16 protein-coding genes are annotated in these 12,990 nt (G+C 35.4%); 11 read left to right on the forward strand and 5 right to left on the reverse strand.

Annotated features, from left to right (window positions below; translation table 11 throughout):
* The first annotated feature begins 1 nt into the window (after window position 1).
* The 4 genes from DHU68_RS11810 to DHU68_RS11825 all read left to right on the forward strand — a co-directional run bounded on the left by DHU68_RS11810 (window position 2) and on the right by DHU68_RS11825 (window position 2,443).
* Window positions 2-955, forward strand: a complete 954-nt coding sequence (locus tag DHU68_RS11810) for a glycosyltransferase family 2 protein (RefSeq protein ID WP_108823193.1) — start codon at window positions 2-4, stop codon at window positions 953-955.
* A 60-nt stretch (window positions 956-1,015) separates the two neighbouring features.
* Window positions 1,016-1,534, forward strand: coding sequence for a nitroreductase family protein (locus DHU68_RS11815; protein ID WP_108823194.1), 519 nt, complete (start codon window positions 1,016-1,018; stop codon window positions 1,532-1,534).
* Window positions 1,525-2,109, forward strand: a complete 585-nt coding sequence (locus DHU68_RS11820) for a manganese efflux pump MntP family protein (RefSeq protein ID WP_108823195.1) — start codon at window positions 1,525-1,527, stop codon at window positions 2,107-2,109. The genes DHU68_RS11815 and DHU68_RS11820 overlap by 10 nt, the downstream gene beginning before the upstream one ends.
* 103 nt (window positions 2,110-2,212) lie before the next feature.
* A complete protein-coding gene (locus DHU68_RS11825; RefSeq protein WP_108823196.1) occupies window positions 2,213-2,443 on the forward strand; it encodes a DUF4834 family protein in 231 nt (76 codons plus the stop codon).
* 75 nt (window positions 2,444-2,518) lie between these two features.
* Here DHU68_RS11825 and upp read toward each other — a convergent pair whose 3' ends face one another.
* The 3 genes from upp to DHU68_RS11840 all read right to left on the reverse strand — a co-directional run bounded on the left by upp (window position 2,519) and on the right by DHU68_RS11840 (window position 4,712).
* The gene (gene upp / locus DHU68_RS11830) at window positions 2,519-3,175 is read right to left on the reverse strand and encodes a uracil phosphoribosyltransferase (protein WP_108823197.1); all 657 of its coding nucleotides are present in this window, start codon (window positions 3,173-3,175) and stop codon (window positions 2,519-2,521) included.
* 63 nt (window positions 3,176-3,238) lie between these two features.
* On the reverse strand, window positions 3,239-3,982 hold the full coding sequence (locus DHU68_RS11835) for a shikimate dehydrogenase (protein WP_108823198.1): 744 nt from the start codon (window positions 3,980-3,982) through the stop codon (window positions 3,239-3,241).
* 112 nt (window positions 3,983-4,094) lie between these two features.
* Complete coding sequence (locus DHU68_RS11840) at window positions 4,095-4,712, reverse strand: OmpH family outer membrane protein (RefSeq protein WP_108823199.1); 618 nt, start codon at window positions 4,710-4,712, stop codon at window positions 4,095-4,097.
* Window positions 4,713-4,927: 215 nt separating this feature from the next.
* Between DHU68_RS11840 and DHU68_RS11845 the strand changes: the two genes are divergently transcribed.
* From DHU68_RS11845 to DHU68_RS11860, 4 genes are all read left to right on the forward strand, one after another.
* Complete coding sequence (locus DHU68_RS11845; RefSeq protein ID WP_108823200.1) at window positions 4,928-6,385, forward strand: aminoacyl-histidine dipeptidase; 1,458 nt, start codon at window positions 4,928-4,930, stop codon at window positions 6,383-6,385.
* Between the two features lie 148 nt (window positions 6,386-6,533).
* Window positions 6,534-7,265 carry a DsbA family protein gene (locus DHU68_RS11850; RefSeq protein ID WP_108823201.1) on the forward strand — a complete coding sequence of 244 codons (732 nt, stop codon included), beginning with the start codon at window positions 6,534-6,536 and terminating at the stop codon, window positions 7,263-7,265.
* A gap of 11 nt (window positions 7,266-7,276) precedes the next feature.
* Window positions 7,277-8,686 carry a choice-of-anchor Q domain-containing protein gene (locus DHU68_RS11855; protein WP_255412496.1) on the forward strand — a complete coding sequence of 470 codons (1,410 nt, stop codon included), beginning with the start codon at window positions 7,277-7,279 and terminating at the stop codon, window positions 8,684-8,686.
* Window positions 8,670-9,716: a hypothetical protein gene (locus tag DHU68_RS11860; protein WP_255412497.1), complete on the forward strand. Its 1,047-nt coding sequence runs from the start codon at window positions 8,670-8,672 to the stop codon at window positions 9,714-9,716. Before DHU68_RS11855 ends, DHU68_RS11860 begins: the two co-directional genes overlap by 17 nt.
* On the opposite strand, the gene DHU68_RS11865 is transcribed toward DHU68_RS11860, so the two are convergent.
* Window positions 9,717-10,187, reverse strand: coding sequence for a MarR family winged helix-turn-helix transcriptional regulator (locus DHU68_RS11865; RefSeq protein WP_108823202.1), 471 nt, complete (start codon window positions 10,185-10,187; stop codon window positions 9,717-9,719).
* Between the two features lie 152 nt (window positions 10,188-10,339).
* Between DHU68_RS11865 and rpsF the strand changes: the two genes are divergently transcribed.
* Genes rpsF through rplI form a run of 3 tightly spaced genes read left to right on the forward strand, consistent with a single transcriptional unit; the run spans window position 10,340 to window position 11,428 of the window.
* Window positions 10,340-10,696 carry a 30S ribosomal protein S6 gene (gene rpsF / locus DHU68_RS11870; protein WP_108823203.1) on the forward strand — a complete coding sequence of 119 codons (357 nt, stop codon included), beginning with the start codon at window positions 10,340-10,342 and terminating at the stop codon, window positions 10,694-10,696.
* A 3-nt stretch (window positions 10,697-10,699) separates the two neighbouring features.
* Complete coding sequence (gene rpsR / locus DHU68_RS11875) at window positions 10,700-10,966, forward strand: 30S ribosomal protein S18 (RefSeq protein WP_006798740.1); 267 nt, start codon at window positions 10,700-10,702, stop codon at window positions 10,964-10,966.
* An 18-nt stretch (window positions 10,967-10,984) separates the two neighbouring features.
* Window positions 10,985-11,428 (forward strand): 50S ribosomal protein L9, encoded by a 444-nt coding sequence (gene rplI / locus DHU68_RS11880; RefSeq protein ID WP_108823204.1) that lies wholly within the window; start codon window positions 10,985-10,987, stop codon window positions 11,426-11,428.
* A 79-nt stretch (window positions 11,429-11,507) separates the two neighbouring features.
* Here the strand turns inward: rplI and DHU68_RS11885 are convergent, their stop codons facing one another.
* Window positions 11,508-12,887: an APC family permease gene (locus DHU68_RS11885; protein WP_108823205.1), complete on the reverse strand. Its 1,380-nt coding sequence runs from the start codon at window positions 12,885-12,887 to the stop codon at window positions 11,508-11,510.
* Window positions 12,888-12,990 lie beyond the last annotated feature (103 nt).

The raw sequence follows: 12,990 nt of genomic DNA on the forward strand, positions 1-12,990 counted from the left end.
CATGAATATATCTGTAGTCATACCTTTATTGAACGAGGAAGAATCTCTACCGGAACTTCATGCTTGGATCAGGCGTGTGATGGAAGAGAATAATTTCTCTTATGAAGTAATATTTGTAGACGATGGCAGTACAGACCATTCGTGGGATATTATTGCAGATTTGAAAGAGAAATATCCGGAAACAATAAAAGCGATTCGTTTTAGGCGAAATTATGGTAAATCACCAGCACTTCATTGTGCTTTCGAAAAAGCTGAGGGAGATGTGGTAATAACTATGGATGCTGATTTGCAGGATAGTCCAGACGAAATACCTGAGCTTTATAAGATGATTGTCGAAGATGGCTATGATATGGTGTCAGGATGGAAAAAGAAACGTTATGATCCGCTATCAAAAACAATACCGACTAAATTGTTCAATGCAACAGCTCGAAAGGTTTCAGGAGTAAAATTGCATGATTTTAATTGTGGTTTGAAGTCTTATAAAAAAGAAGTTGTAAAAAGTATAGAGATATACAACGATATGCATCGTTATATCCCCTATTTGGCAAAAATAGCAGGCTTTAATAAGATAGGAGAGAAGGTTGTACATCATCAGGCTCGTAAGTATGGAAAGAGTAAATTTGCAGGGCTAAGTCGTTTTGTAAATGGGTATTTAGATTTGCTTACACTTTGGTTTTTATCCGTTTTCGGACGCAAACCGATGCACTTTTTTGGCTTTTGGGGCACAGTAATGTTTATGCTCGGTTTTATAGCTGTTATAGTTGTTGGAGCTAATAAGTTATATGCTATAAGCCAGGGAGTGCCACACCCTTTGGTTACAAATTCTCCATATTTTTACATATCATTGATAATGATGATTCTAGGAACACAGTTGTTTCTTGTTGGTTTTTTGGGAGAAATTATATCCCGAAATTCAACTAACAGAAATGATTATAAGATAACAGAAGAACTGTAGAAAAAAGATACCGGTATTTTATTATGTCGGTATTTTTTATAGCTCGTAATTATAACAAATATGACACTAAAAAAACTCATCGAAAGTCGCTATTCGGTAAGAGCTTATCTGCCTCAACCGGTAGAAAAAGAAAAAGTAGAATATGTTTTAGAGTGTGCACGTCTTGCACCTTCAGCAAATAATTTTCAACCGTGGCGATTTATTGTAATCACAAGCCCGGAAAGAGTAAAAGGAATTTATAAAGCTTACGATAGAGAGTGGTTTAAGACTGCACCCATGCATATTGTAGTTTGTAAAGATTCTTCCGAATCGTGGAAGAGGACAAACTCTGACGATAAAGACTTTGGCGATATTGACGCTGCAATAGCAGCAGAACATATTTGTCTTGCAGCGGCAGAAATCGGCTTGGGAACTTGTTGGGTATGTAATTTCAATCCTAATATTCTGAAACAAGCTCTTCGATTGCCAGAGCATCAAGACCCCATTGCTATTTTCCCTTTGGGCTATATTGATGAGGCGAAAAATTTGATTCCGGAAAAGAAACGTAAATCATTGTCAGATCTAACTGAATGGATATAATTCAAATTTTTGTATTGGCCATCGGTTTGTCAATGGATAGTCTAATAATTGCGCTTACCAGCGGAGCTATATTGGGAAATCATCAACCCGTAAATGTTTTAAAAATAGCAGGATTGTTAGCTTTAATGCAAATGAGCTTGACCGTTTTTGGTTGGTCGGTTGGGACAACATTTGTAGAATATATAGGGCAATATGACCATTGGATTGCTTTCTCAATCTTCTTTTTCTTGGGAGCACGTGTCCTTTTTTCCTGTTTGAAGGGGGAAGAAGAATGTTCTCCATTCAATCCTTTATGTTTTAAGGTGATGTTAGGTTTAGCTATTGCTACAAGTCTGGATGCAACAGCAGTAGGTCTTTCTATGTCTTTGATGGACTCTAATGTTTTATTTCCGGCTGTGATTATAGGTTTTGTAACTTTCATTATAGCTTCTATGGGGATTATCTTTGGAAGCAAAATAGGTGAGAGGTATAATTTAGGTATTAATTTGACAGGAGGAATAATCTTAATCTTTATAGGTTGCAGTATATTAATAGAACATACTATATCAGATATAAATATTTTTGCTTTGCTCTAGTTTCTTTATTATAACAAAGTCATGTTAAATAAAATAAATAAAAAAACATATCTAGCAGGTCTATGTTATATTTGCAGGTGAACATTAAAATAAAAAGTGTCAAATGTCATTTATATTATTCTTTATATTAGCTGTTTTTATCTTGGTCTTAACTTTGATTTTATCATTGGTGAGAGGGGTGTCTTCTTTGTTCTTTGGTAGATCTTCCTACTCTGCAAAGTCAAGAAACGCATCAGGAGATTATAAACAGTATAATCAAGCTTCGGAATCTTCACAAAAGATATTTTCGAAGGAAGAAGGTGAATATGTTTCGTATGAAGAAATAAAAGAGTAGGTAGCTAAAGTGATATATATAGAAAAAGGGTTCGATTAAAGTCGAACCCTTTTTCTATTAAATAATTGAGTCTTATTATTCTTTCTCGCCATAAGCTAAGTCTCCTGCATCACCTAATCCTGGTACGATATAAGCGGATTCATCCAGTTTCGGGTCTATTGCAGCTGCCCATATAGTTGTATTGTCTTTAGGGAAATTCTCTTTGCAATACTCAATCGCTTGTTGGCTTGCAATAACTGTAGCAATATGTATGTGTTTAGGAGTTCCTTTAGTCAGAAGAGCCTGATAAGATAGCTCCATGCTTCCTCCCGTTGCTAACATAGGGTCAGTGAGTATGAGAACCTTGTCTTCTATTCTAGGCGAAGCTATATATTCAATGTGAATATGAAAGCTTTGATGATTTTCTTTGTATTTCCTGTATGCCGAAACAAAAGCATTTTCTGCATTGTCGAAGCAATTTAGAAAACCATGGTGGTATACCAATCCTGCTCTAAGAATGGTTGCAATAACGATAGGGTCTGAAGGAACATTGGTAACAGATGTACCAAGAGGAGTTTGAGTCTCAACGGGGAAATAATTGAGAGTCTTGCTTATCTCATAAGCCATTATCTCTCCAATTCTCTCAATGTTGCGTCTAAAGCGCATGCTGTCCTTTTGTATCTCTACATCACGTAATTCGCTGACAAAACGATTTAGTACCGTGTTCTGTTCAGAAAAGTTGATAATTTTCATATGGAATTTTGGGTCAAAATTAATAGAATTCTTTTAAATCTCTAGGCTTAGAATAGAAAAAAATCACATGTTCCATATTTCCCAAGCGGCTAGTGCCTGAAGTTTTAGCATTTCAGCTCCATTTTTTGTCGTTGCACCCTGTTTCTTGCCCAAACTGAGGAACATGGTTTCCGCAGGGTTGTAAACCAAATCGTACAATAGATGGTTATGGTTTATATATTGGTAGGGGATAGAGGGTGCCTCTTCTACTTTTGGATAGGTTCCTATTGGGGAAGCATTTACAATGATAGAGTATTGGTCAAATGTATCTTTGTTCAATTCATCATATGATAATTGTCCTTCTTGAGGTGTGCGAGAAACAAACTTATAGATGATATTTAGATTTTCTAACCCTTTAGCTACAGCTTTTGATGCACCTCCTGTACCTAGTATCAAAGCTCGCTTGTGGATAGTCTTGTTGATAAGAGGAGATATAGAGTTTTGAAACCCAACCAAGTCAGAATTGAATCCTATAAGTTTGGTCTTACCTCCTTTGTTAGAAACTTTTATAACGTTTATAGCTCCTATTTCTTTAGCTTGAGGTTCTAATTCATCTAGAAAAGGGATGATTTTTTCTTTGTATGGGATTGTTACATTTAGTCCTTTCAAGTTAGGATTAGAACTGATGATTTTCGGAAATAAAGAAATGTCAGCAATTTCAAATTTTAAATATTCCGCATTGATATTCTCTGTTTTGAATTTTTCGTTAAAAAAACGAGGAGAGAAAGATTGAGCTAAAGGATTGCCCACAATACCATATATATCCATAGTAATTATCTTTTTTGTAAAAATAAGATTCTTATTCAAAATCTTGATTGATTACTCAAAAAAAAAGATAACCCCTATCGGATTATCTTTTTCTATATTGTTTGGTCAAATCTTATTTAGCCTGCTCTTTTTTGTAGCGAGAGTTCATCTTATCGACAATTGTTTTGGTAATGTCATACGAGTCTTTTGCTACAAGTATATTATCAAATCCAGTATTGCTGAATATAATTTGATAGTTGGCTTTTTTGTTGTAGTCATTCAGATTAACTCTTATAGAATCGAAAATCTGAGTATTCATTTTTGCTTGCTTTTGCATAATGTCAGCTTGCAGCTTTTGAAGGCTGTTTTGAATATTTGCTTCAAGATTGCGGATACGATTTGCTTCCGAGTCAAATTGTTCTTGGCTCAAGAATGCATTTTTTTGAAGCTTTTGGTTGAATGTATTGTATTCGCTTTCTAGTTGTCTTTTCTTTTGCTCTGCAGTTGCTGTTATTTTTTTCTCTTCAGCAGCAAGTTCCTCGAAAGAATCTTTGTAAAAATTGTAATGAGTAAGAAGAGTGTCTACATTGACATAAGCAATAGGTAGTACACTGGTTGAATCCCCTTCAGAAAAAGCCAAAGTTGTCGTTGTTTGAGGGGTGCTGTTCTTGTTCGATGTAAAGAACAAAATGAAAAGAACAATGATTGCTACTGCTAGCACACCGTTGATAATGTAAGAAATATTCTTCATTTATAAATGTTTTTAGTTAACCTCTAAGTTCTGAGTGTGTTTTGCAAAAGTATAAAAAGCTTTTTTAAAACGACTTGGCAAAGATATATCTTTATGTTAAAAGAATGCTACTTTAAAACCTTTAAAAGATGTAAAAATATTTCTTTTTATACGTTATCTCCCTAATTTTATAGCTTATTAAAGGAAAACAGAGTTTTTATTAAAAAAATAAACAGATGACAATAAAAGAACTTAAGCCAAATGCTGTTTGGAATTATTTTTATGAGTTGACTCAAATCCCTCGTCCATCTAAAAAGGAAGAGAAAGTAATTGCTTATTTACTAAGCTTTGCGAAAGAACATGGTTTGGAAGCAAGAAAAGATGAGGCTGGGAATGTAGTAATAACTAAAGCTGCTACAAAAGGATATGAAAACCTTCCGACTGTAATTTTACAAGGGCATGTAGATATGGTTGCTGAGAAGAATGCAGGAACTAATCATAATTTTGATACAGACCCAATAGAAACTGTTATCAATGGAGAGTGGCTGATGGCCAATAATACTACGCTGGGAGCAGATAATGGTATTGGCGTTGCTGCTGCTTTAGCTATATTGGCTTCAGATACAATAGAGCATGGTAAGCTAGAGTGTTTGTTTACAGTAGATGAAGAAACAGGTTTGACAGGTGCGTATGCATTGGGTAAGGATTTTCTACATGGAGATGTTCTTATCAATCTAGATACAGAAGAGGAAGGAGAAATTTATATTGGATGTGCCGGAGGAAAAATCACAACTGCTACATTCTCTTATAAGAAAGAAGCTGTCCCTTCGAACTATTTCTGGTTCAAGGTACAAGTTAAAGGCTTGAGTGGAGGACACTCTGGAGCAGATATTCATAAAGGTCTTGGTAATGCGAATAAGATATTGAATCGTTATCTATGGGCATTGAATAGAAAATATGATCTAATGCTTGCTCAGATAGATGGAGGAAATCTTCATAATGCAATCGCTAGAGAGGCCTTTGCTGTGGCAGGAGTGCCATATGGCTTGAAGGAAAATGTTATAGTTGAGTTAAATACCTTGCTACCGGATATTCAGGCTGAACTGAAAGTTGTAGACCCAAATCTGGATATAGTATTAGGTTCTACTGATACTCCAGAATCAGTAATAGATAAAGAAACTGTAAATAACCTACTGGATAGTCTTTATGCATGTCCTCATGGAGTTTTAGCTATGAGCTTTGATATACCTGATTTGGTGGAGACTTCAACGAATCTGGCTTCCGTAAAAATGAAAGAGAATAATACGATCGTAATTACTACAAGCCAACGTAGTTCTACAAATTCGCTTAAAGATGATGCTGGAAATATTGTAAATGCTGTATTTACGCTAGCTAAGGCGGAGGTTGTTCACTCTGCAGGTTATCCGGGTTGGAAGCCTAATCCTGAATCAAAAGTGTTAGCTGTGGCAAAAGAGTCGTATAAAAAACTATTTGGAAAAGAGCCTGAAGTAATGGCTATACATGCAGGGTTGGAGTGTGGTTTATTTCTTGAAAAATATCCGCATCTGGATATGATATCATGTGGTCCGACTATTCGCGATGCTCACTCTCCGGTAGAGAAAGTCCATATTCCTTCGGTTGAAAAATGGTGGGATTTCTTACTGGATACATTAAAAAGTATCCCCGCTAAATAAAAAGATCGATTTTGCATAAGAAGAAGGTTGTGAAAGGAGATATTCTTTTCACGACCTTCTTTCTTTATTGCTAGATGTCAATTATTTATAATGTCATGTGATCTTACCAATTAATCAATGTATATTTGTTAGTCTAAAAGTTATAGTCATGGAAAAAATGAAGATAGAAATTTGGTCAGATATTGCCTGTCCGTTTTGTTACATAGGAAAACGGAAATTAGAAAAAGCGTTGTCTCAATTTCCGAATAGAGATAAGGTAGAGCTAGTATGGCATAGTTATGAACTGGATCCCGAATTGCCAAAAGAGCCTTATAGGAAAGGTATGTATAACTATTTTTCTGAAAAGTATGGCGTTTCTGTAGATGAGGCTAAAGCAACAATGGCAAAAACGGAAAGTATAGCGAAAGAGGTTGGGTTGAACTATGATTTCGAAAATCTAGTGGTGGCGAATACTTCCGATGCTTTAAGGTTGGTTAAGCTGGCTAAAGAACAGTCGTTAGCAACAGAAACGGAGGAAGTGTTGTTTGAAGCATATTTTATAAAGGGACTTGATGTAAGCAATAGAGATACTCTCGTTCGATTGGGTGTTTCTGTCGGACTGAAAGAGGAAGATATTATTTCTTTGCTTGATAGTGATAAATACTTGGATGAAATAAAGCAAGATATAGAGTATAGCGAGAATACTCTTAATTTGGAATATATACCATTTTATGTTTTTAATAATAAAGAAATGGTAGAAGGATCTATTGCGATAGAAGACTATCTGAAAGTTTTGAATAAATCCTACGAAGAATGGGAGCAAAATGGAGAGTTTTCGGGGAAGAATGATGGAGAGATTATTAGCGGGCAGTCTTGTTCTATCGATGGTGTTTGTAGCTAAATAATAAGAACGTGAAAAAAAAGCTATTCTCTGTGTTCTTGATATTGTCAGTTCTTGCATTCTATTCATGTGCAGAAGATGATGACTTTTCTTCAGATCAAAATCTAACTTTAAATTTTTCATCTGAAAAAATTAGTTTTGATACTATTTTTACAACTATCGGGTCTGCTACTAAAAAGTTTAAAATATATAACCGAAACGATAAATCTTTGCTTATCGAAACGATAGAGTTGATGAATCCGGAAAAAAGTGGATTCAGAATGAATATTGATGGGGAGAAAGGTGTTAAGCTGACAAACGTAGAAATATTGAAGAGAGATAGTTTATTCGGTTTCATCGAAGTGACTGTTAATCCTTATGACTCTAAAAATCCTCTTGTGATTCGAGACTCTATTCGGTTCGTGACCAACGGAAATGCACAATATCTTTATTTGGAGGCAGTAGGGCAGGATGTTTTTATATGGAAGAAAAAAACAATAACAGAGGATACGCTTATTACAAGCCTAAAGCCGATCTTAGTTTATGACACAGTGACTGTAGCAAAAGGAGCAAAGTTGACTATAGAACAAGGGGCAGTATTTTATTTAAATAAGGATGCTGCTATCTCTATACATGGAACAATCTTGGCGAAAGGAATAGTAGAAGAGCCGATTGTTTTCAGAGGAGATAGGTTTGATAACATCGAAGGAGATATTCCCTATAATAATGTTCCCGGGCAATGGGGAGGTATTGTTGTTCATACGAGTAGTTATGGTAATAGCTTTGAGAATGTTCATATAAGGAATGCAGTAAGAGGTATAACTTTTCATGCTTCAAACCCGGAGGGGAAAAAAGCAGAGTTGAAAAATACAATAGTTTTCAATAGTTTGGACTATGGTGTATATTCAAAGAATAGCAATCTGGAGGTCGTGAATTGTTTGTTTACGAACGCTAAAAATGGAACATTGATTCTTGAAGGAGGTAAATACTCTTTTTTGCATTGTACAATAGCAAATTATTATGAATGGGGTGCTCGTCGATCGGCGGCAGTCGTTTTGCGTAATCAGACTCCATCGGGGGATGATTCACCTTTGTCGAAGTGCGATTTTTTGAATACGATAGTATATGGTGATATGTCGGATGAGGTGTCTGTTGAAAAAACAGGCAGTGCTTTACTTAAATTTCGATTTGATAATTGTTTGATTAAGGGTAAGCTACAAGAAGGAGCATCATTCGCTGGTAATATATGGAATCAAGACCCTCTTTTTGATAATTTAAATAAAGATAAAGTATATTCATATAGCTTTGAGTTGCAACAAAATTCTCCGGCAATTGATAAGGGGAATAATGTCTATTCAGCATCTGTGCCAATGGATATAAAAGGTTATTCTCGGTTACAAGATGCCAATCCGGATATAGGTTGCTATGAATGGCATCAATAAATATATCAGTTGTTTGTTTATTCTTTTGTCTTTCCCGCTTCTTAACCTAAATCTGATAGCTCAGGAAAGATTTCGAGTCGTGTTTTACAATGTGGAGAACCTGTATGATGTAAAAGACAACCCTTTGACCGATGATGATGATTTTGCTCCTAATGGAAAATTAAGATGGACTCCATATCGTTATTGGCAGAAACAACATAATTTAGCCCGTACAATATTGTCAATTGACGAAGGATATCCCCCGGCGATTGTAGGCTTGTCCGAAGTAGAGAATGATTCAGTATTGAACGATTTGACAAGGAAAACGGCACTCCGAAAACACAAATACGAATATATAATTACCGATTCGAAGGATTTTCGCGGCTCTAATACTGCACTTTTGTATCAACGAGATCAGATAAAAATACTGAGCAAGAAATTTTATACACCAATTATAGATACTCTGAAAACGACTCGTGATATTTTACATATAACGGGTCAACTTGTAAATGGATGTTTGTTAGATGTTTTTGTATGTCATTTCCCTTCTCGTCGTGAGGGTATCAAGCGATCGCGTCCTTATAGGATTAAATGCGCGACTTTGTTAAGAGAAAAAGTGGATAGTTTACATAAGGTGCGTAAAGGAACGAATATAATTATCATGGGAGATTTTAATGATTATCCAACGGATGTAAGCCTAAAAGATATCCTAAAAGCTGGCGAGGCAAATGTTGAAATATTCAAAGATGATTTGTATAATTTATTTTATACAGCCTCTAGAGAAAAGATAAAAAGTATAGGTACTTATAAATATAGAGGTAAATGGAATTTTGTAGATCAGTTCATAGTCAATGGCCGATTATTGATGCCCAATTCTAAAATACGTGTAAAAAATAAAAAAGCTTACGTTTATTCTGTCGATTTCATGTTAAGTGAAGATAATAAGAAGTATGGTGGTTTTAAACCTTTTCGTTCTTATTCGGGGTGGAGGTATTTAGGAGGTTTTAGTGATCACCTCCCTATTTATTTAGATCTTGATATTTTGGAGTGACTATTTCTCCAATGCACTTTGTATATTCCCAAATACAGCTGCCAGAAGAGTTCTTACTTGTTTAAGCCCCTCCTCGTCAATCCCTTTCAATGCGGCTTCCATTGTTTCTGATACAGCTTTATTTGCCTTGTCTTTTATTGATCTTCCTAGTTCCGTAAGATGTACATAATTAGAACGTCTATCGCTAGTCGAAGCACTTCTGTATACTAATTTTTGTTTCGAGAGATTGTCTATCAGACGAGTCATACTTGGTTTGTCCTTGAAGGTAGAGTTACATAGCGTTTGTTGTGTAACGCCGTCTTCTTTCCACAGAAAAGCTAATACAGTCCATTGTTCGGGGGTTATATCTAGTCCTTCTTTTTTGAAATTTCGATACATCATACGGTTAATAGCCATAGAAACTTTTCCGTTTATAATAGGGAAAATAAGATTCAGATCATAATCAAGGCTTAGTATCTCTTCTGTATTCATGTTGCAAGTATAGTATTTTATTACAAAAATAGTAAAAAGAAGTTTCTTTATCAAAGATTTTTAATGCTTTGGCTTTTGTACTATAATGAAAAAAGTGTATCTTTGCGGCTCATTTGTAAAAATGACATGTTTAATTTTTAATTAATTTATTTATGAACAATTACGAAACCGTTTTCATTTTGACTCCCGTTTTATCTGATGTTCAGATGAAGGAAGCGGTAGAAAAATTCAAAGCTATTTTGACTGCGGAAGGTGCTCAAATAGTGAATGAAGAGAACTGGGGACTTCGCAAATTGGCTTACCCAATTCAGAAGAAATCTACTGGTTTTTATGCATTTTTAGAGTTTGAAGCTGATCCGGCTGTTATCGCTAAGTTAGAGCTTAACTTCCGCCGCGATGAGCGTGTAATCCGTTTCTTGACATTCCGTCAAGATAAGTTCGCTCACGAGTATGCGCAGAAGAGAAGAAAATTAAAATCATCTAAAAAAGAAGAAGTAAAGGAGAACTAGACTATGGCACAACAATCAGAAATCAGATATTTGACTCCGCCTTCAGTTGATGTCAAAAAGAAAAAATACTGCCGTTTCAAAAAGAATGGTATTAAGTATATCGATTATAAAGATCCTGAGTTTTTGAAGAAATTCTTGAACGAACAAGGAAAAATTCTTCCTCGTCGTATCACAGGAACATCTCTTAAATTCCAACGTCGTGTTGCACAAGCAGTTAAAAGAGCACGCCATTTGGCTTTGCTTCCTTATGTAACAGACTTAATGAAATAAAAACAAGGAGGAAAAGATATGCAAGTTATATTAAAAGAAGATATATTAAACTTAGGATATAAGGATGATATCGTAACAGTTAAATCTGGTTATGGTCGTAACTACCTTATCCCTCAAGGAAAAGCTATTATAGCGTCTGAGTCGGCAAAGAAAGTTTTAGCAGAAAACCTAAAACAACGTGCTCACAAACTTGAAAAAATCAAGAAAGATGCTGAAGAATTGGCTGCTAAATTAGAAGGAGTTTCTCTAACTATTGGAGCAAAAACAAGTTCTACAGGAACAATCTTTGGTTCTGTAACTAATATTCAAATAGCAGAAGCTCTTGAAAAATTAGGTTACAATGTTGATAGAAAAATCATCGTAATCAAAGAAGCTGTAAAAGAAGTAGGAAGCTTTAAAGCTATCGCTAAACTTCACAAAGAAGTTTCAGTTGAAATACCATTTGAGGTAGTTTCAGAATAAGAAACATCTGTTGAAATATAGAAAGAGCCGCTAATCTGATTAGCGGCTCTTTTTTATATATCGGAATATAAGAATTTCTTTATTTTTTATCTTTTAGCTTCTTTATAAACATAGGATAGCAAAGCATTCCTATAGCAAGAAGTATTCCTGATATGATCCAATAGATTGAAGGTACAATAGAGCCTATCCATCCGAAATATAAAAAGACAAGAGAAATTATAAGGGCAAGGATTATTCGTATATTGTTTAGTTTAGAAGATTTTAATTTCCCTTTTCTTACTAGTATATATTCTGCTATTACTGTGATAACATAGGTGGGTAAGTTGATGAATGCTGCAACAGTGGTGATATTAACAAAGTGAGATAACATCTTTTGGTTACCCGAAACCTCGGAGTAAAAATTGAGTATAAGGAATATAGTGGTGATAATCCCTGAAATAATAAGAGCTATATGTGGTGTAGAATATTTTGGGTGTAATTTAGAAAAGGCCTGAATGAAGAATTTGTCTTTGCTGGCGGCATATACACTTCGTGCTGTGACTAGGATCCAACCAGCAAGGGTGCCGATTAATGATACCATAATAATGAAGTTGATAATGATCTTTCCATAGTTACCTCCTAGCCCATTATTGATGGCGTCGGCAAAAGGTGAATCAGATTGTGCTAATTCTGATTGAGGAACCAGAGCAAAAAGAGATATGTTGAGTAGTATATATATGATAGCAACAATCAATAAGCCAAAAATGATACTGCGATGGATATTCTTTTCGGGATTCTTTATTTCGCCTCCCGCCATAGTTGAACTTTCCAGACCGGTGAATGCCCAAAATAACAGAGCAATTGCAGCAGCAAACATTGTGAAGAAGCTGACGTCTTGTTTGTCTGCTAGTGCAGTAGGAATTTGATCGCTGACTAGTATGTCTAGATTGAAATAGGGGATAGCAACAAATATAACCAATGCGAAGACGATGAATTTAAGGATGTTGGATGTTATGCTTACCCATCCTGCAAATTTCACCCCTATTATATTGATGTAGGTAAAGAACCATAAAAAGAGTAATGTCGTTGCCAGTCTGTAAATAGGGGTGTTTAATCCAGGTGTCAGTTCTGCGAGTGTTGTAAACATAAGATCGACTATTGCAGCATTTCCTATTGCTGCACCCACCCACCATATTAGGCTGACGGTATAGCCGCTGAAATTACCCAAGGCGGCTTCTGCATATACTACCGGCCCACCGGCTTTAGGTATTGCTCGACTTAAATTGCCATAGCTTAAGGCTATGATGATAGCTCCTATAGCGACCGATATCCAAGCTAAGATTGTAATAGATGGTGTTGCTACTTTTGCTAAAGCTGAGGGTAGACCGTATATGCCCGATCCTATCATGTTTCCTACAACTATACTGATAGCTGTGATTAGTCCGATATCTTGTTTCAGAGATGAATTTTCTGAGTTCAATTTTGTGTTTTTTTTAATGACGGACAAAAGTAGCTAATCTTTTGTAGATTATAAATAAAGATTGAGATGTTGTTTCAGGATGTAAATTATTGTACTAATTTTA

The organism is Dysgonomonas sp. Marseille-P4361 (genome assembly GCF_900343125.1).
Classification (GTDB): domain Bacteria; phylum Bacteroidota; class Bacteroidia; order Bacteroidales; family Dysgonomonadaceae; genus Dysgonomonas.

Excerpts from the sequence above, each read along its gene's own strand:
- DHU68_RS11810 (WP_108823193.1), top strand. The coding sequence starts at position 2 with ATGAATATATCTGTAGTCATACCTTTATTGAACGAGGAAGAATCTCTA.
- DHU68_RS11815 (WP_108823194.1), top strand. The coding sequence starts at position 1,016 with ATGACACTAAAAAAACTCATCGAAAGTCGCTATTCGGTAAGAGCTTAT.
- DHU68_RS11820 (WP_108823195.1), top strand. The coding sequence starts at position 1,525 with ATGGATATAATTCAAATTTTTGTATTGGCCATCGGTTTGTCAATGGAT.
- DHU68_RS11825 (WP_108823196.1), top strand. The coding sequence starts at position 2,213 with ATGTCATTTATATTATTCTTTATATTAGCTGTTTTTATCTTGGTCTTA.
- upp (WP_108823197.1), bottom strand. The coding sequence starts at position 3,175 with ATGAAAATTATCAACTTTTCTGAACAGAACACGGTACTAAATCGTTTT.
- DHU68_RS11835 (WP_108823198.1), bottom strand. The coding sequence starts at position 3,982 with ATGGATATATATGGTATTGTGGGCAATCCTTTAGCTCAATCTTTCTCT.
- DHU68_RS11840 (WP_108823199.1), bottom strand. The coding sequence starts at position 4,712 with ATGAAGAATATTTCTTACATTATCAACGGTGTGCTAGCAGTAGCAATC.
- DHU68_RS11845 (WP_108823200.1), top strand. The coding sequence starts at position 4,928 with ATGACAATAAAAGAACTTAAGCCAAATGCTGTTTGGAATTATTTTTAT.
- DHU68_RS11850 (WP_108823201.1), top strand. The coding sequence starts at position 6,534 with ATGGAAAAAATGAAGATAGAAATTTGGTCAGATATTGCCTGTCCGTTT.
- DHU68_RS11860 (WP_255412497.1), top strand. The coding sequence starts at position 8,670 with ATGAATGGCATCAATAAATATATCAGTTGTTTGTTTATTCTTTTGTCT.
- DHU68_RS11865 (WP_108823202.1), bottom strand. The coding sequence starts at position 10,187 with ATGAATACAGAAGAGATACTAAGCCTTGATTATGATCTGAATCTTATT.
- rpsF (WP_108823203.1), top strand. The coding sequence starts at position 10,340 with ATGAACAATTACGAAACCGTTTTCATTTTGACTCCCGTTTTATCTGAT.
- rpsR (WP_006798740.1), top strand. The coding sequence starts at position 10,700 with ATGGCACAACAATCAGAAATCAGATATTTGACTCCGCCTTCAGTTGAT.
- rplI (WP_108823204.1), top strand. The coding sequence starts at position 10,985 with ATGCAAGTTATATTAAAAGAAGATATATTAAACTTAGGATATAAGGAT.